The following is a 17501-nucleotide window of genomic DNA, read 5'->3' on the forward strand; positions in this document are numbered from 1 at the left end:
CGGGTCTCGCCCCGGCAGGGGAAGCAGCGATGAACCTCTCGCTCCCCTTCGTCAGAAGACCCATAGGCACAGTCCTGCTGACCATCGGCATCGCGCTGGCCGGCATAGCAGCCTTCTTCGTGCTGCCCGTATCGCCACTGCCGCAGGTCGACTACCCAGTCATCTCCGTAAGAGCCTCGATTCCGGGAGCAAGCCCCGAAACGATGGCCACGAGTGTCGCCACGCCACTCGAACGCCACCTCGGCACCATCGCTGGCGTCAACGAAATGACGTCCACCAGCTCGGTGGGCTCCTCCCGAGTAACTCTGCAATTCGACCTGAGCCGCAACATCGACGGCGCGGCAAGAGAGGTCCAAGCCGCCATCAACGCCAGCCGAGTCGACCTGCCAGCGACCCTCCGAAGCAACCCAACCTACCGCAAGGCCAACCCGGCCGCCTCACCAGTCATCATCCTGGCCCTCACGTCCAAGACGAAGACCCCAGGCCAGATCTACGACGCGGTATCGAACATCGTCAGCCAGCGCCTCTCGCAAGTAGACGGCGTAGGCGACGTGGAAATCGGCGGCGGCTCGCTCCCCGCCGTCCGCATCGAACTGCTCCCGTTCGCCCTCAACCGCTACGGCATCAGCACCGAAGACGTGCGCGCCGCCATCCAGGCCTCCAACGCCAACCGCCCCAAGGGCATGGTGCAGGGCGACGGTCGCAAGCTGCAGATCTACACGCAGACGCCGGCCCTGCGCGCCAGCGACTACGCCTCGATGGTCGTGGCCTGGCGCAACGGCGCGGCGGTGCGGCTGCAGGACGTGGCCGAAGTCATCGACGGCGTGGAAGATACGCGCACGCTGGGCCTCTTCAACGGCGAGCCGGCCATCGTCATCCTCATCACGCGGCAGCCTTCGGCCAACATCATCGAGACCGTCAACAGCGTGCGCGCGCTGCTGCCCGAACTGCAGGCCCAACTGCCGCCCGACGTGACGTTGCAGGTCGCCTCGGACAGCACCAACTCCATCCGCGGCTCGCTGCACGAAGTCGAGCTCACGCTGGTCATTTCGGTGCTGCTCGTGGTGCTGGTGGTCAGCCTCTTCCTGCGCAGCGTGCGGGCGACCATCGTGCCGGCCGTGGCCACGGTGGTCGCACTGCTCGGCACTTTCGGCGTGATGCACTTGCTGGGCTTCAGCCTCAACAACCTGAGTTTGATGGCGCTCACGGTGGCGACCGGCTTCGTGGTGGACGACGCCATCGTGGTGCTGGAGAACACCAGCCGGCACATCGAGGCGGGCATGTCGCGCATGAAGGCGGCGCTGCTGGGGGCCAAGGAGGTGGGCTTCACCGTGCTGTCGATCAGCGTGTCGCTGGTGGCGGTGTTCATTCCGCTGCTCTTCATGGGCGGGCAGGTGGGGCGGCTCTTCCGCGAGTTCGCGATCACGCTGTCGGCGGCGGTGATGATTTCGCTGGTCATCTCGCTGACCACCACGCCGATGATGTGCGCGTGGCTGCTCAAGCCTGGCGGCGAGCACGACAAGAACAAGCCGCAAGGACGCCTGGGGCGCATGGCCGCGCGCAGCTACGACTGGGTGCTCAAGCGCTACGAATACAGCCTCGACTGGGCGCTGGACAGCAAGGCGCTGGTCATGCTGATCCTGGTGGCGGTGGTGGGGCTCAATGTCTATCTCTTCAGCGCCGCGCCCAAGGGGTTCTTTCCGCAGCAGGACAGCGGCCAGCTCAACGGGGGCCTGCGCGCCGACCAGAGCATCTCGTCGCAGGCGCTGGCGGCCAAGCTGCGGCAGGTGATCGACATCATCCGCAAGGACCCGGCGGTAGACACGGTGATCGGCTTCACCGGCGGCTCGCGCGCGGGCGGCGGCTTCATGTTCGTCAACTTGAAGCCGGCCAACCAGCGCACCGAGAGCGGCCTGGCCGTGATCGCGCGCTTGCGGCCCCAGCTCAACGAGGTGACGGGCCTGCGCGTGTTCCTCGGCACCGTGCAGGACGTGCGCTCGGGCGGGCGCTCGAGCAACTCCACCTACCAGTACACGCTCAAGAGCGACAACCTCGCGGACCTGCGCAGCTGGGCCACGAAGCTGTCGGACGAACTGAAGCTGCAGCCGCTGCTCACCGACGTGGACACCGACCAGGACCAGAACGGCGTGGAGACGGTGGCCAAGGTCGACCCCGACAGCGCACGGCGCCTGGGCCTCACCTCCACCGCCATCGACAACGCGCTCTACAACGCCTTCGGCCAGCGGCAGGTGGCGACCATCTACACCGAGCTCAACCAGTACCACGTGGTGATGGAGTGGGCACCGCGCTACACGCGCAGTCCCAATTCGCTGAGCGACGTGTACGTGCCGGCCACCCGCACCTCGGTGATCGGTGGGCAGACGGTGACCACGCAGGTCGCGGCGACAGCCACCACCACCTCGACCACCGGCGGGGCCGCATCGACCGCGACCGCCGCGAGCACCGCCGTGCCGGTCTCGGCCAACGCGGGCCTGCGCGGTGCATCGACCGGCAATGTGCTGAGCAACACGCCCACCACGCTGGTGCCGCTGTCGGCGGTGGCGAAGTTCGAGGAGCAGTCGGTCGCCACCTCGGTGAGCCATGACGACGGCGAGCTCGCGACCACGATCTCGTTCAACCTCGCCGAGGGCGCGAACCTCGGCGATGCGCGCGAAGCCATCGCCAAGGCCGAGGCCAACATCGCGATGCCGACCAACGTGCGCGGCGCGTTCGCCGGTACTGCCGCCAGCGCGCAGCAGTCGCAGGGACAGCAGTTCATGCTGATCCTGGCCGCGCTGGTCGTGATCTACATCGTGCTGGGCATCCTGTACGAAAGCCTGGTGCACCCGATCACGGTGCTGTCGACGCTGCCTTCGGCCGGCGTGGGCGCGGTGCTGGCATTGCTGATGTTCCGCATGGAGTTCTCGATCATTGCGCTGATCGGCGTGTTCCTCTTGATCGGCATCGTGAAGAAGAACGCCATCCTGATCATCGACTTCGCGCTGGAGGCCGAGCGCTCGCGCGGGCTCACGCCGCTGGAGGCGGTGCGCGAGGCATGCCTGCTGCGCTTCCGGCCCATCCTGATGACGACGCTGGCCGCCGCGCTGGGCGCACTGCCGCTGGCCATCGGTTTCGGCGAGGGCGCGGAGCTGCGCCGGCCGCTGGGGGTGGCCATCATCGGCGGGCTGATCGCGAGCCAGCTGCTCACCTTGCTGACAACGCCGGTCGTCTATCTCCTGCTCGACAAGTTGCGCCGCCGTGGCAAGAACGAACACGAACTCAGTCGGATCACGCCCGCTTGAGAGAGAACAACACCATGAACGCACTGCTTTCCCCCTTCCGATCGAGGCGCTTTGCGCTCACGTCGCTCGCGCTTGCCGCGCTGCTCTCAGGGTGCGCGGTCGGTCCGGCCTACAAGGTGCCGAGCTCCGTGGCGTCCACCGCATGGAAGGAGCAGAAGACCGCCGAAGGCTGGCTGCCCGCCGCACCGGCCGATGCGCTCGACCGCGGCGAGTGGTGGAAGCTCTTCGCCGATCCCACGCTCGACGAACTGGCCGGCCGCGTGCAGGTGTCGAACCAGAACATCGCCGCCGCCGTGGCCAACTACACGCAGGCCCAGGCGCTGGTGCGCGGCGAGCGCGCGGCGCTGTTTCCCTCGGTGTCGTTCAGCGGCAGCGGGCGGCGCAGCGGCAACGTGAACAGCAACAGCGAAACGACGAGTCCTTCAAACAGTTTCTCCGCCTCGCTCAATGCCAGCTGGACGCCCGATGTCTGGGGGCGCCTGCGCGAAGCGGTGAGCAGCGCGCAGGCCAATGCGCAAGCGAGCGAGGCCGACCTCGCCGCGGCGCGGCTCTCGGCCATCGGCGATCTCGCGACCAACTACTTTTCGCTGCGCGAGGCCGATGCCGAGATCGTGCTGCTCGACGAAACCATCGCGGGCTACCAGCGCGCCTTCGAGATCACGAGCAACCGCTATGCGGCCGGCATCGCCGCTCAGACCGACGTGCTGCAGGCGCAGACGCAACTGGTCAACGCCAAGGCCGACCGCGTGGGCCTTACGCGCACGCGCGCCACGCTCGAACATGCCATCGCGATGCTGGTGGGCGTGGCGCCCGCCGACTTCACCTTGCCGGCCGCGAAATGGACCCCCACGGTGCCCGGCGTGCCGACCGGCGTGCCCTCGACGCTGCTGCAGCGCCGCCCCGACATAGCGGCGGCGGAGCGCTCGGTCGCGTCCGCCAATGCGCAGATCGGCATCGCACGCGCCGCGTACTTCCCGAACATCCCGCTGACCGCATCGGTCGGCAGCACCAATGCGAGCCGCGTGAAGGACCTGTTCAGTTCGGCCAACACGCTGTGGTCGCTCGGCTTCTCCGTGGCGCAGGTGGTGTTCGATGCGGGCGCGATCAGCGCGAGCGTCGATGCCGCGAAGGCCGGCCACGAAGCCGCCGTGGCGCGCTATCGCCAGACGGTGCTCACCGCGTTCCAGGCGGTCGAAGACCAGTTGACGACGGGCGCCACGCTCGCGCAGCAAGAGGGCTTCCGCCGCGAAGCGACGCTCGCGGCCGACAAGACCGAGCAGCAGTTGCTCAACCGCTATCGCGCGGCGCAGGTGAGCTACACCGAGGTGGTGACGGCGCAGGCCGCTGCCCTCAACGCGCGGCGCGCGCTGGTGCAGCTGCAGGTCAACCGCCAGGCTTCGGCGATCGCGCTCATCCAGGCGATGGGCGGTGGCTGGCAGGCCGACTGGATGAACAACAACCCGGACAGCACCGCGGCCACGGCGCAGCAACAACAACCCACCGCCCCTCGCGCGCAATAAGAAGAAGAACGCGGCGAGGGCGGTTTCGCGGATGGGCATCGTGCCCATCCAGTCGGCTCGCCGCCGGCGTCAAGCCGGACGCGGCGGGCTTCGTTTCACGGCGCAGTGGTTTCGTTCAATGCGCCGGGCGGTTCAGCGAGCTGCCAAGGTAGTCCTTGTCGGTCACCAGCACCCAAAGGGCGAGCACCAGGATCAGCGCGGCCACGAGCACCGCGTTGACCATCGCCGTTTCCATCGCGGCGAAACCGACCAGCCACGGCGATGCGGCAAGCCACACCGCGAGGGCCACTTCGGTCCACTCTTCCCACTGCTTGGGCACGAAGGTCGCGCCCAGTGCCACGGCGCCCAGCACGATGCCGGTCGCCACCATGGTCCACATGGCGGGCGCGATGCCCTGAAAGCCCAGGACCCAGGGCGAGACGATCAGCCAGGCGCCGGCGACGGCGTTGACCGGGTCTTGCCAATGCTTCACTTGCTTCATGGTCATTACCTCCTGTCGCGACAAGGCGCCGCGACAGGGGTTGGACACCCGTCGTCGGGCGCGGTTCCGTCTTGCGGCAGTGCAGCACAGGGGCGCAGCGGTGCGGCCTTCTATCATCGGCCGTCCGGAAATAGCCCCCGATGACCCCGACGTCATCGGTCACAAGAACCCCACCATGCCCCAACTCAAGCGCCGCCACTTCGTTCTCGGCACCCTCGGGGCCGTCGGCGCCCTCGTGGTCGGCTGGTCCGCCACGCCGGCCGCATCGCGCCTTGTGGGTTCCGAGCCGCTGCCCGCGGGTGCGGGTGAGGTCGCGCTCAATGGCTGGGTCAAGGTGGGCAGCGACAACACCGTCACGCTGATGATGTCGCAGTCGGAGATGGGGCAGGGCACGCACACCGGCCTCGCGATGCTGCTGGCCGAGGAGATGGATGCCACGCTCGATCAGGTCCGCATCGAAAGCGCGGGCGCCGACGCCATCTACAACAACCAGGCCGTGATCCTCGATGCGCTGCCTTTCAAGCCCGGTGACGAAGGCAGGGTCAAGCGAGCGACCGAGCACGTGGTGGGCAAGCTGCTGCGTTCGATCCCGGGGCTCTCGGGCACGGGCGGCTCGTCGAGCATCACCGACCAGTGGCTGCCCGTGCGCGAAGCGGGCGCCTCCGCGCGGGCCATGCTGATCGGCGCCGCTGCTGCCGCGTGGAGCGTGCCGGCCGGCGAATGCCGCACCGACGGCGGCCGCGTGCTGCATCCGAATGGCAAGAGCGCGAGCTTCGGCGAACTGGCGGTGCGTGCCGCGCAGCAGCCGCTGGCCACGAACGTCGCGCTGAAGAAGCCGGCCGACTTCAAGCTGATCGGCCAGCCCTCGCGCCGCATCGAGAACAAGGCCAAGCTCGATGGCACAGCGAAGTTCGGCATGGACACGCTGCCGCCCGGCCTGCTGTACGCGAGCATCGCCATGTGCCCGACCATCGGCGGCAAAGTCGCGCGCTTCGACGGCGCTGCCGCGCAGAAGCTGCCCGGTGTGCGCAAGGTGGTGGCGCTGGCGCCGGTGGGCGCGACGCTCATCGGCACCGGCAGCACCTCGGGCGGCGTGGCGGTGATCGCCGACACGCCGTACCACGCGATGCGCGCGCTGAAGGCGGTCGAGGTCGATTGGGACCACGGCCCCGCGGCCAGCCTGTCGAGCAGCGAGATGATCGGGCGCCTCTCGCAGACCCTGCGCACGAGCGCAGGCAACGCGCAGCTCGATGAAGGCGACGTGGCGGCCGCGCTGAAGTCGGCCGCGAAGACGCTCGATGTCGAGTACCGCGTGCCCTTTCTCGCGCACGCCACGATGGAACCGATGAACTGCACGGCGCAGCTCAAGGACGGCGTGGCCACCGTCTGGGCGCCCACGCAGGCGCCGGGCTTCGCGCGCGGCGCGGTGGCTTCGGCGCTGGGCATCGACGCGAAGAAGGTCGACCTGCATGTGACCTTTCTGGGCGGCGGGTTCGGCCGCCGCTATTCCACCGACTTCGTCACGCAGGCCGCGATGCTGGCGCGCGAGGCCGATGGCGCGCCGGTGCAACTGATCTGGTCGCGCGAGGAAGACATGGTGCACGACTACTACCGGCCTGCCTACGTGGCGCGCTGCAAGGCAGGCTTCGATGCGAACGGTGCGCTGGTCGCATGGCAGACCACCACGGCCGGCTCCAGCCTGGGCGCGCCGTCGTTCATGGACACCTCGACCGATGGTGCATGGAACACGGCCTACGACTTCCCCAACGCCCGCGTGGCGCACGAACCCGTCGAATCCGCCATGACCACCGGCGTGTGGCGCTCGGTGGCGCATTCGCAGAACGGCTTCTTCGTCGAGAGCTTCATCGACGAGTGCGCAGCCGCGGCCGGTAAGGACCCGGTCGCCTTCCGCGCCACGTTGCTCGCGAAAGACCCGCGCCATCTGCATGTGCTGAAGCGCGCAGCCGAGTTGTCGGGCTGGGGCCAACCGCTGGCCGCGGGACCCGATGGCGCGAAGCGTGCGCGCGGCATTGCGATCCATCGCGCGTTCGGCAGCATCGTCGCGCAGGTGGCCGAGGTGTCGGTCGATGCGGAGAAAAAGATCCGCGTGCACCGCGTGGTCTGCGTCATCGACTGCGGCGTGCCGGTCAACCCCAACCTCATCCGCCAGCAGATGGAGGGTGGCATCGTCTACGGCCTCTCGGCGGCGCTGCACGGCGAGATCACGATCGAAAAGGGCCAGGTGCAGCAGAGCAATTTCCACGACTACATGCCGCTGCGCATGAACGAGTGCCCGGTCATCGAGACCGAGATCGTCGCGGGCAGCGACCGCCCCGGCGGCGTCGGCGAACCGGGCACGCCGCCCATTGCGCCGGCGGTGGCGAATGCGCTGTTCGCGCTGACTGGCCAGCGACTGCGCAGCCTGCCGCTGAAGCTGGCCTGAACGACAAAAAAAGAAGGAACGCAACCTCATGACCACCACGATCAGGATCAACGGCAAGACCTCCACCGTCAACGCCGAGCCCGATACGCCGCTGCTGTGGGTGCTGCGCGGCGAGATGCAGCTCGTCGGCACCAAGTTCGGCTGCGGCAAGGCGCTGTGCGGCGCCTGCACCGTGCACCTGGACGGCGAGGCGGTGCGCTCCTGCGTCACGCCGCTCGAATCGGTGGGTGTGCGCGAGGTCACCACCATCGAGGGCCTGCAGGGCAAGGAGGCCGATGCGCTGCGCCATGCGTGGACCGAGGTCGATGTCGTGCAGTGCGGCTACTGCCAGAGCGGGCAGTTGATGTCGGCCTGCGCGCTGCTCAAGAAGGTGCCGCAGCCCAGCGACGACGATGTGACGAATGCGATGAGCGGCAACATCTGCCGATGCGGCACCTACCCGCGCATCCGTGCCGCAATCCACATGGCGGCGGGCAGCAAGCCGGCCGCTTAACCGCCGCGCGCGACGGGCGGCAGCAGGTAGGCGCCCGACTCGAACAACTGCGCCTCCGCCTGGTCGATGCGCTTGATGCCCGATTTTCCCGCGCGGCTCGCGAGCAGTTCGACCAGCGCCTCCGTCACCGCCACGCCGGCCGCGACCGAGGGAAAGAACGAGGGGCTGTTGATCGTGAAGAGCAGCGTTTCGTCGGCCAATAGCGAGAGCGGCGAGGTCACGCTGTCGGTGATCGCGACGATGCGGCAGCCGGCCGCCTTGGCGGCTTCGGCGACCTGCAGCGCCTCGCGCGAGTAGGGCGCGAAGCTCGCCACCACCAGCGCATCGCCCTTGGCAAAAGCGCGCTGCTGCATCTCGAGCGATCCGCCCTGGCCATCGACCAGGTGCACGCTGGCGCGGAAGAGCCGGTACACATAGACGAACGAGAACGCGATCGGAAAGCACGCGCGAAACCCCGCGGCATGCACGGCCGGCGCTTTCTCGATCAGCGCGCACGCCTTCTGCAGCGCCTGCTCGCTCTGCTGGTGCGTGGCTTCGAGGTTGCGGCGCTGCACCTCGAACATTTCGCCGGTGAGGCCGCGGTCCTGCGAGCGGCCGACCAGTTGCTTGGCGCGCCCGCCGTAGGTTTCGGTGCCCAGGCCCATGTCGCCCGCGAAGGCCTCCTTGAGCTGCGGCCAGCCCGCGTAGCCGAGGTTCTGCGCGAAACGCACCAGCGTGGCGGGCGTGCTCTGCGAGCGCGTGCCGACGTTGCGCATCGAGGCGGTGACGACTTCGTTGGGGTGGTCGAGCACGTAGCGCGCGACCTGCTGCAGGGCGGGGCTCAGTTCGTTGAAACGCTGGCGGATCTGGTCTCTGGCGCCCATGGCGGTGTCTCTCTTCTGGCTGCTGTTGGAACGAATGTACCGGAGGCGGAACGTCGAAACAGTTGACGGAACAAATGTTCCAAACAATAATCCGGAGGAAACGTTAGTTCCAGAAACTGTTCCAGGTTTTCGCCCCCATGACGCACGTCTTCCATCGCCATCTTCGCCAGACCCCGCCCGTTGCCGCCAGTTCGCAGGGCATGTTCATCCGCGACGCCGAAGGGCGTGAATACCTCGATGCCTCGGGCGGCGCAGCCGTCTCGTCGCTGGGCCATGCGCACCCCGAGGTGCTGGCCGCCATGCACGCGCAGCTCGACAAGCTGGCCTATGCGCACACCAGCTTCTTCACGAGCGAAGTGGCCGAGCAACTGGCCGACGAACTCATCGCCTCCGCCCCCGAAGGCATGAGCCATGTGTACCTGGTGAGCGGCGGTTCGGAAGCGGTGGAGTCGGCGCTCAAGATGGCGCGGCAGTACTTCGTCGAGATCGGCCAGCCGCAGCGCACCCACTTCATCGCGCGCCGCCAGAGCTACCACGGCAACACGCTGGGCGCGCTCGCGGTGGGCGGCAACGCATGGCGCCGCGAGCCGTTCGCGCCGATCCTCGTGCCGGCCACGCACGTGTCGCCGTGCTATCCGTACCGCGAGCAGTGCGACGGCGAAAGCGCTGAGCAATACGGCTTGCGCCTTGCGGCCGAGCTCGAAGCGGCCATCGTCGCGCAGGGGGCGGATCGCGTGATCGCCTTCGTCGCGGAGACGGTGGGCGGCGCCACGGCCGGCGTGTTGACGCCAGTGCCCGGCTACTTCAAGGCGGTGCGCGCCGTGTGCGACAAGTACGGCGTGCTGCTGATCCTCGACGAGGTGATGTGCGGCATGGGCCGCACCGGCTCGCTGCATGCGTGCGAGCAGGAGGGCATCGCGCCCGACCTGATCACCATCGCCAAAGGCCTGGGCGGCGGCTACCAGCCGATCGGCGCGGTTCTGGCGCAGCAGAAGATCGTCGAGGCCATGTCCAAGGGCAGCGGCTTCTTCCAGCACGGCCACACCTACCTCGGCCACCCGATGGCCTGCGCGGCGGCGCTCGCGGTGCAGCAGGTGATCCGCCGCGACGGCCTCGTTGCCAAGGTGCGCGAAGACGGCGTGGCTTTCGGCGCGATGCTGGCCGAGGCGCTGGGCAAGCACGCGCATGTGGGCGACATCCGCGGCCGCGGTTTCTTCTGGGGCATCGAGCTGGTCGCCGACCGCGCGAGCAAGACGCCCTTCGATCCGTCGCTCAAGGTCAACGCGCTCATCAAGAAGGACGCGATGTCGCGCGGCCTCTTGTGCTACCCCTTCGGCGGCACCGTCGATGGCCGCCAGGGCGACCACGTGCTGCTCGCGCCGCCCTTCATCGCGACGCGGCAGGACCTGCAGGAAATCGCCGCCCGTCTCGCGGCCTCCATCGATGCGGTGACGAGCGCCGCCGCGCGCTGACCGCGACCCCGTATTCCTTCGCTGTTTTCTTCAACCCGCCGTTCCGAGGAGCGCTTCCATGCCCAAGCTTCGTCTGCCGATTTCCTTCGGTGCTGCCGCTCTCGCGGTGGCCTGCACCCTGTTGCCGTTCGCCGCCGCGCATGCGCAGGAGAACGACACGCTCGCCAAGATCAAGGCGAGCGGCGCCATCACCTTCGGGTATCGCGAGTCGTCGTTCGGCTTCTCGTACCTGGACGGCAATCTGAAGCCGGTGGGCTACAGCATCGAGATCTGCAACCGCATCGTCGAGGCGGTGAAGGCCGAGCTCAAGCTACCTGCCATCGAGATCAAGTACCAGGCCGTCACCTCGGCCAACCGCATGCCGCTGGTGCAGAACGGCACGGTGGACATCGAGTGCGGCTCCACCACCAACCTGGTCGACCGGCAGAAGCAGGTGGCGTTCTCGCCCGACATCTTTCGCTACAACGTGCGCATGCTGGTGAAGGCCGATTCGGGCATCAGGAGCATCGCCGACCTGCAGGGAAAGACGGTCGCCACCACCAGCGGCACCACCTCGTTCCGCCTCTTGCGCGAGGCCGACCGCGGCCGCAGCCTCGAAGTGACGAATCTCGCCGGCAAGGACCACAGCGACTCGTTCCTGCTGGTGGAAAGCGGCCGCGCGCAGGCCTTCGTGCTCGACGACATCCTGCTGGCCGGGCAGATCGCGAATGCGCGCAACCCGAAGGACTTCGTCATCACCGGCGAGAGCCTTCGCACCGAGAACCAGTCGCTGATGTTCCGCAAGGACGACCCAGCCTTCAAGGCGCTGGTGGACCGCGTGGTGTCGGGCATGATGAAGTCGGGCGAGATGGAAAAGCTCTATGCCAAGTGGTTCATGTCGCCGATTCCGCCGAAGGGCATCAACATCAACTACCCGCTCAATGCCGAGACGAAAGAGGCGTTTGCCAATCCGTCCTCCAAGGGCATCTGAGCCGATTGCCTGACTTCATGACACGCATCGCCCTCATCCACGCGCTCTCGCATTCGGTCGCTCCTATCAACGAAGCCTTCGCGCGCGACTGGCCCGAAGCGGTGCGCATGAACCTGCTCGACGACAGCCTCTCGGCCGACCTCGCGCGCAACAACGGGCGCGGGCTGGATGCGGCGATGCACGAGCGCTTCCAGCGCCTCGCGCAGTACGCGGTGGACACAGGCGCCGAAGGCATTCTCTTCACCTGCTCGGCCTTCGGGCCGTGCATCGAGGCGGTGGCGCGGCGGCACGCGGGCATTCCGGTGCTCAAGCCCAACGAGGCCATGATTGCCGAGGCGATGCAGGTGGAAGGGCGGCTGGGGTTGATCGCGACGTTCGCGCCCACGCTCGCTTCGATGCCGCCTGAATTTCCCGTCGGCGCTGCGTTGGAGTTGGCACTGGCCGACGGCGCCCTCGATGCGCTGAACGCCGGCGACACGCAGCGCCACGACGCATTGATTGCCGCACAGGCCGCGGTGCTGCGCGATCGCGGCTGCACCCGCATCGCGCTCGCGCAGTTCAGCATGGCGTGCGCCCGCGCCGTATGCGAGGAGGCCAGCGGCCTGCCGGTGCTTACGACGGTCGACAGTGCCGTGCGCGCCTTGCGCCGGCGAACCGGACAGCCGCGCTCAGTGTGAGCCGCCGTGGCCGATGGCGGTGACCAGCGTGGTCATCGCGATCTGCGCCGCGTCGCTGCGGCCCAGCATGCGGTGAACGCCGGTCTCGCGGTCGGTCGCTTCCAGGCCTTCGGCCAGGCGCCGGTAGATGTCCGACGAAGGCATCGTGGCCGCGGTGCCGAGCGCATCGCAGTACGTGTCGGTGAGCAGGCCGGTGAGTGCTTCGCTCTGTTCGTTCGAGAGCTTCATCGTGTCGCCGCTGAACACGGCCGCGATGCAGTGCATGAGGTAGGCCTGCGTTTCGAGCGAGAACGCCTGCTGCCGCACGTAGTCTTCGACGGCCGACCAGAAGAGCGGGTCGGAGGTGCGGCGCCAGCTCTCCAGCACCTTGCGCGCCTTGGCCACGAGGTCGGCGTGCGCGTCTTCGGGCTCGCTCGGGCGCAGTGCCAGGCCCTGCAGCGTGAGCGAGGCCACCGGGCCGGCCGCGCCGAGGATGAAGCTCCAGAACTTCCAGCGCGCGTACCACTTCTTGTCGTGCGCGGGGTTCAGTGGTTCGAGCAGGCCGAAGTCGATGCGCTGGCAGGCCTCGGCCTGCTGCCCGGCGATGCAGCCGTCGCCCAGGTCGAGCATCTGGACCTCGGCTTCCATCCGGTCGGCGGCGATGTTGCCCTGCGCGACGATGCCCGCGCTCTTGCCCGAGCGGTCGATGTCGACCAGCCGCTGCATCAAGAGCTTCAATTCATGGGCCGAGGCACCGGTCGCACCGGCCACGCGGCGCATCGATTCGCACTGCTCCCGCTCGATCGCGAGGGAGTTCTTCAGCCGGTCCCGGCCGTGGTCTTCGGCAGTTGATTCGCGCTCGTCCGCGGCAGTCGACGTTCGCATGGCAAGGCTCCTTCGGGGCACATGAATGTTCAGGTTGCAATATGTATCGGCTTCCACAGGGTGAACATCCCCGAAATTAGGTATTCGGTACTCCCGCGCGCCTCTCACCTGAACCGGAGCTGACCGATGCCCTCGCCATAATTGACGCTCTTTGTTGAAGGAGTACGCGTGGATATTGTTTTGCTGGTCAAGGCCGCCATCATGGGCATCGTCGAAGGGCTGACCGAGTTCCTGCCGATCTCGTCGACAGGCCATCTGATTCTTGCGGGCTCGTTGCTCGGCGGCTTCGGCGACAACCGGGGCAAGGTGTTCGAGATCGCCATCCAGACCGGCGCGATCTTCGCGGTGATCCTGGTCTATTGGCAGAAGATCAAGTCGACCGTCGTGGCATTGCCGCGGCAGCCCAAGGCGCGGCGCCTCGCGCTCAACATCCTCATCGGCTTTCTGCCCGCGGTGGTGCTGGGTCTCCTGTTCGGCAAGGTGATCAAGGCGCACCTGTTTATTCCGACCGTGGTGGCGAGCACCTTCATCATCGGCGGCTTCATCATCCTGTGGGCCGAGAAGCGGCCGCCCGGCTCGGTGCGCGTCGAACATGTCGACGACCTCACGGCGTGGGATGCGCTCAAGGTGGGCCTCGTGCAGTGCTTCGCGATGATCCCGGGCACGAGCCGCAGCGGCTCGACCATCATCGGCGGCATGCTGCTGGGCCTCTCGCGGCAGGCGGCGACGGACTTCTCTTTCTTCCTGGCCATTCCGACGCTGATCGGCGCCGGCGTGTACAGCGTCTACAAGGAGCGCGCGCTGCTGTCGATGGCCGACGTGCCGCTGTTCGCGGTGGGCCTCGTGTTCTCGTTCATCAGCGCGTGGCTGTGCGTGCGCTGGCTGCTGAAGTTCATCAGCACCCACAACTTCATTCCGTTCGCCTGGTACCGCATCGCCTTCGGCATCGTGGTGCTGGTGACGGCGTGGACCGGCACGGTGGTCTGGGCAGACTGACCCTGCGGCGCGAGCAAAGCGGCCGGGGGTGAGCCGAAGCCGGCCGCCGGCCGGTCAGCGCAGCAAGCCGTGCCTGCGCCCCTGAAAAACCGCCTCGGTGCGCGAGGTGACGGCCAGCTTGCGGTAGATGTTCTTGGTGTGGCATTCCACCGTAAGCCGCGAGATCGACAGCGATTCGGCCATGTCGCGGTTGCTCAGCCCCTGCGACACGAGTTCGAGGATCTTTCGCTCGCGCGGCGTCAGCGCCACGGGCAGCGGGGACGGCGCATCGCTGGCCAGCACCGCCGACAGCGAAGTCTGCTGCGCCGCGATCCAGCCGAGGATGCGGCGCGCGATGGCTGGATCGATGGGGGCGCCGCCTTGCTCGATGCTGCGCAGCGCGATGCTCAGTTCCAGGTCGTCGCGTTCCTTCAGCAGATAGCCGATGGCGCCGGCCCGCAGTGCCGCGAAGATGACTTCCTCGGTCCGCCAGGCCGAGACCACCACCGCGGGCACCCTGGGGCGATGCGCCTGCATCCAGCCGATCAGCTCGACGCCGCTGCCGTCCGGCAGGCCGATGTCGACCAGTGCAACGCCGAAGTAGCGGTCCTCGAGCAGTTCCTTGGCGGCCGCCACGCTGTCGGCCCAGGCGATCTGCGGCTCGTCGCAACCCAAGGTCGACAGCACGTAGGCGAGCCGCTCGCGCATGGCCGGATCGTCTTCGACCACCAGCGCGGGGCTCAGGGAAACGACTTCGACGTCTTCCAGTTGCGAATTGGACATGTGGGCGGGATTCTGAACGGTGCCTGACTTTGGTAGGACGTTTTTACTTATATATGGGATTGTTGCAGAGTATTGCCATATGTATCCTGGAGTCACCCAACTGAAAACAGGGGGAAACTCCGAATGGGCAGGAACTATCGCTCTATTTGGAATGTTTCGCTTGGAAAACGTGCGGCGGCGCAGTCGACAGGGTAGTCATGGACCCCTGCGCAGCCAGACGGACAGTCCGGCGTGAAGCCGCCGCTCAGGTTAACCATTGCTCCCGTCTTGGCGTCGGCATGCCGGAACGTCACGAATACCGCCGTATTCGCCGGGAGCCCGGCCGGCTTGGACGCGTGCACGGTTCGGCCATAGGGCGGAAGACCTCATGGCCGCGCTATCCCCCGGCAGCGACAGGCGCAAAAAAGTCCCATGGACAATGCCCCGCATGCCCGACCTCCACGAACTGACCCGGCAATTCGCGCGACCCGGCCGCCTCGACGCCATCCTGCTGCGGCCGGCGCGCCGGGCGCCGGTGCTGTCGGTGGACGAGGCCGTGGCGGTGGAAGGGCGCGGGCTGGAGGGCGACCGCATCGCCGCCGCGCGCCCCGGCGGCAAGCGGCAGGTCTCGCTGATCCAGCAGGAGCACCTGCCGGTGATCGCCGCGCTCACCGGCCATGCGCGTGTCGACGCCGAAGGGCTGCGGCGCAACCTCGTCGTCTCGGGCCTGAACCTGCTGGCGGCGCGCTCGCTCTTTCGCGACCAGCCGCTGGTGCTGGCCATCGGCGCCGAGGTGCTGCTCGAAATCAGCGGCCCCTGCGAGCCCTGTTCACGGATGGAAGAGCTGCTCGGCCCCGGCGGCTACAACGCCATGCGCGGCCATGGGGGCGTGACGGCGCGGGTCTTGCGCGGCGGCGTGCTGCGCATCGGCGACGGCATCGAATGCCGTCCCGCTTCCGCCTGAGACCTGACGCTTGAGGCCTTACAGCAGGTTGCGCAGCGCCGCCTCGAGGGCAGCCGCGGTGGCCAGCGGCTTTTCCATCGGGAACAGGTGCGTGCCGTCGAGCATCGTGATGCGCCCCTTGGTCACCTGCTCGGTCATTGCCATGCCCACGCGCTTCATCTCGGCCGACTGCCGCCCGCCGATGAACGCCGCCTTGCACTTGAGCGGGTGCTTGCGCAGCAGCGCGCCCAGGTTGTGGGGCAGGGTGTTGTAGATCGCGGTTTCCACGTCGCGGTCGAAGCTCAGCTCGCGGCTGTCTTCTCCCGCGGCCATGCCGTCGAAGGTGCCGTGGTCGATGTAGTCGTGCAGCATCTGCTCGTCCCACTTCGCAAACGCCTTCTTGCTGCGGAAATGCTCGAACACCGCCTCGCGGTGCGCCCAGCTGTTCTTGCGCTTTTGGCTGATGGCGCCGGGCGAAATGCTCTTCATGAGCGGCGTGCGCTTGACCACATTGAGCGTGTTCGCGCGCCAGCCGCCGAGGATCGGCGAATCGATCAGCACCACGCCGCGCGCGAGCGCCGGATGCAGCGCCGCGCACATCAGGCTGAGAAACCCGCCGAGCGAATGGCCGACCAGGAACACCGGCCCGCCCGCGCGGTCGGCGCGCACCTGGGCGAAATCGGCCAGCTGCTGCACCAGGTGCGGCCAGTTGTCGGTGACGGGGTACTTCGGGTCGTGCCCGAATTTCTCGATGGCATCGACTTCGAAGCCTCGGTTGCGCAGACTGTCGAGGACGACGCGGTAGGTGCTCGCGGGAAAGCTGTTGCCGTGCGAGAAGACGACGGGCGGCATGGCCATGGCCGATGCCGCGCTCAGATGAGCTTTTCGTCGGGGGTCGAGATCTTGCGCAACGCGCCGTGCCGCGTGGCCGGCATCTTCAGCGGATGCTCGGTATGGCTGTCGTCCCACACCGGGTCTTCGATGCTGTCGAACACCTCGCGCAGCTTCTGGCCCCAGCTGTTGTGCATCATGCGGTAGTAGGGGTTGTCGGCGTCGATGCAGATCACCCGGTCGGTCTCGAACTTGTTGGCTTCGTACACCACCAGGTCGAGTGGCAGGCCCACCGAGAGGTTCGACTTCATGGTCGAGTCCATCGACACCAGCGCGCACTTGGCGGCTTCGTCCAGCGGCGTTTCGGGCGTGAGCACACGGTCGAGCACGGGCTTGCCGTACTTCGATTCGCCGACCTGGAAATAAGGCGTCTCGGTCGTCGCCTCGATGAAGTTGCCCGCGGCGTAGACCAGGAAGAGGCGCATGCCCTCGCCCTTGACCTGCCCGCCGAAGATGAAGGACACGTTGAAATCGAGCCCCGCGTGCTTCAGCGCCTCGGCATCGCGGTCGTACACATGGCGCACCGCCGAGCCCAGCACGCGGGCGGCGTCGAACATGCTCTTGGCGTTCCAGATGGTGATCGGATCGCCCTGTGAGCCGTCTTCACGGGTTTCGCGCAATTCCTCGATCTGCAGGATTTCGCGCACCGACTGCGAGATGCTCAGGTTGCCCGAGGACAGCAGCACCATCACGCGGTCGCCCGGCTGCTCGTAGACGATCATCTTGCGGAAGGTGCTGATGTGGTCCACGCCCGCGTTCGTGCGCGAATCGGAGAGAAACACCAGGCCGGCGTTGAGTTTGATGCCTACGCAATAAGTCATGAGTTCGTCTCGCATGAATCAGGC

At 67.4% G+C, this 17501-nt stretch carries 15 protein-coding genes; 9 read left to right on the forward strand and 6 right to left on the reverse strand.

Going from position 1 to position 17501, the window contains the following annotated elements; translation table 11 throughout:
• Window positions 1-29 precede the first annotated feature (29 nt).
• Both QFZ83_RS06665 and QFZ83_RS06670 read left to right on the forward strand, forming a co-directional pair.
• Window positions 30-3302, forward strand: coding sequence for an efflux RND transporter permease subunit (locus QFZ83_RS06665; RefSeq protein WP_307504132.1), 3273 nt, complete (start codon window positions 30-32; stop codon window positions 3300-3302).
• Between the two features lie 14 nt (window positions 3303-3316).
• Window positions 3317-4822, forward strand: coding sequence for an efflux transporter outer membrane subunit (locus QFZ83_RS06670; protein WP_307504135.1), 1506 nt, complete (start codon window positions 3317-3319; stop codon window positions 4820-4822).
• Between the two features lie 115 nt (window positions 4823-4937).
• On the opposite strand, the gene QFZ83_RS06675 is transcribed toward QFZ83_RS06670, so the two are convergent.
• Window positions 4938-5303 carry an SPW repeat protein gene (locus tag QFZ83_RS06675; RefSeq protein WP_306879015.1) on the reverse strand — a complete coding sequence of 122 codons (366 nt, stop codon included), beginning with the start codon at window positions 5301-5303 and terminating at the stop codon, window positions 4938-4940.
• 175 nt (window positions 5304-5478) lie between these two features.
• Here QFZ83_RS06675 and QFZ83_RS06680 point away from each other — a divergent pair, with 175 nt between their 5' ends.
• Window positions 5479-7746 carry a xanthine dehydrogenase family protein molybdopterin-binding subunit gene (locus QFZ83_RS06680; RefSeq protein ID WP_307504138.1) on the forward strand — a complete coding sequence of 756 codons (2268 nt, stop codon included), beginning with the start codon at window positions 5479-5481 and terminating at the stop codon, window positions 7744-7746.
• A gap of 28 nt (window positions 7747-7774) precedes the next feature.
• Window positions 7775-8239: a (2Fe-2S)-binding protein gene (locus tag QFZ83_RS06685; RefSeq protein WP_307504143.1), complete on the forward strand. Its 465-nt coding sequence runs from the start codon at window positions 7775-7777 to the stop codon at window positions 8237-8239.
• Here the strand turns inward: QFZ83_RS06685 and QFZ83_RS06690 are convergent.
• Entirely contained in the window at window positions 8236-9102 is an 867-nt protein-coding gene (locus QFZ83_RS06690; protein WP_307504145.1) for a MurR/RpiR family transcriptional regulator, read from the reverse strand. The two genes, QFZ83_RS06685 and QFZ83_RS06690, sit on opposite strands and share 4 nt — an antisense overlap.
• Window positions 9103-9239: 137 nt before the next feature.
• Here QFZ83_RS06690 and QFZ83_RS06695 point away from each other — a divergent pair, with 137 nt between their 5' ends.
• Genes QFZ83_RS06695 through QFZ83_RS06705 form a run of 3 tightly spaced genes read left to right on the forward strand, consistent with a single transcriptional unit; the run spans window position 9240 to window position 12221 of the window.
• Window positions 9240-10574, forward strand: a complete 1335-nt coding sequence (locus QFZ83_RS06695; protein ID WP_307504148.1) for an aspartate aminotransferase family protein — start codon at window positions 9240-9242, stop codon at window positions 10572-10574.
• Window positions 10575-10632: 58 nt separating this feature from the next.
• A complete protein-coding gene (locus QFZ83_RS06700) occupies window positions 10633-11544 on the forward strand; it encodes a transporter substrate-binding domain-containing protein (protein ID WP_307504151.1) in 912 nt (303 codons plus the stop codon).
• A gap of 17 nt (window positions 11545-11561) precedes the next feature.
• The gene (locus QFZ83_RS06705) at window positions 11562-12221 is read left to right on the forward strand and encodes an aspartate/glutamate racemase family protein (RefSeq protein WP_307504154.1); all 660 of its coding nucleotides are present in this window, start codon (window positions 11562-11564) and stop codon (window positions 12219-12221) included.
• Here the strand turns inward: QFZ83_RS06705 and QFZ83_RS06710 are convergent.
• Complete coding sequence (locus QFZ83_RS06710) at window positions 12213-13085, reverse strand: hypothetical protein (RefSeq protein ID WP_307504157.1); 873 nt, start codon at window positions 13083-13085, stop codon at window positions 12213-12215. The two genes, QFZ83_RS06705 and QFZ83_RS06710, sit on opposite strands and share 9 nt — an antisense overlap.
• A 168-nt stretch (window positions 13086-13253) precedes the next feature.
• On the opposite strand from QFZ83_RS06710, the gene QFZ83_RS06715 reads away from it, so the two are divergent.
• Window positions 13254-14081 carry an undecaprenyl-diphosphate phosphatase gene (locus tag QFZ83_RS06715; protein ID WP_306879008.1) on the forward strand — a complete coding sequence of 276 codons (828 nt, stop codon included), beginning with the start codon at window positions 13254-13256 and terminating at the stop codon, window positions 14079-14081.
• Between the two features lie 54 nt (window positions 14082-14135).
• Here the strand turns inward: QFZ83_RS06715 and QFZ83_RS06720 are convergent, their stop codons facing one another.
• Window positions 14136-14843 carry a response regulator transcription factor gene (locus QFZ83_RS06720; protein WP_307504159.1) on the reverse strand — a complete coding sequence of 236 codons (708 nt, stop codon included), beginning with the start codon at window positions 14841-14843 and terminating at the stop codon, window positions 14136-14138.
• Between the two features lie 427 nt (window positions 14844-15270).
• On the opposite strand from QFZ83_RS06720, the gene QFZ83_RS06725 reads away from it, so the two are divergent.
• On the forward strand, window positions 15271-15786 hold the full coding sequence (locus QFZ83_RS06725) for an MOSC domain-containing protein (RefSeq protein WP_307504162.1): 516 nt from the start codon (window positions 15271-15273) through the stop codon (window positions 15784-15786).
• Window positions 15787-15804: 18 nt separating this feature from the next.
• On the opposite strand, the gene QFZ83_RS06730 is transcribed toward QFZ83_RS06725, so the two are convergent.
• Together QFZ83_RS06730 and QFZ83_RS06735 are read right to left on the reverse strand one after the other, a co-directional pair.
• Window positions 15805-16623 carry an alpha/beta fold hydrolase gene (locus QFZ83_RS06730; protein ID WP_307504166.1) on the reverse strand — a complete coding sequence of 273 codons (819 nt, stop codon included), beginning with the start codon at window positions 16621-16623 and terminating at the stop codon, window positions 15805-15807.
• 14 nt (window positions 16624-16637) lie between these two features.
• Window positions 16638-17477 (reverse strand): proteasome-type protease, encoded by an 840-nt coding sequence (locus QFZ83_RS06735; RefSeq protein ID WP_013542517.1) that lies wholly within the window; start codon window positions 17475-17477, stop codon window positions 16638-16640.
• Between the last annotated feature and the right edge of the window lie 24 nt (window positions 17478-17501).

The organism is Variovorax sp. W1I1 (assembly GCF_030815625.1).
Taxonomy (GTDB): Bacteria; Pseudomonadota; Gammaproteobacteria; order Burkholderiales; family Burkholderiaceae_C; genus Variovorax; species Variovorax paradoxus_C.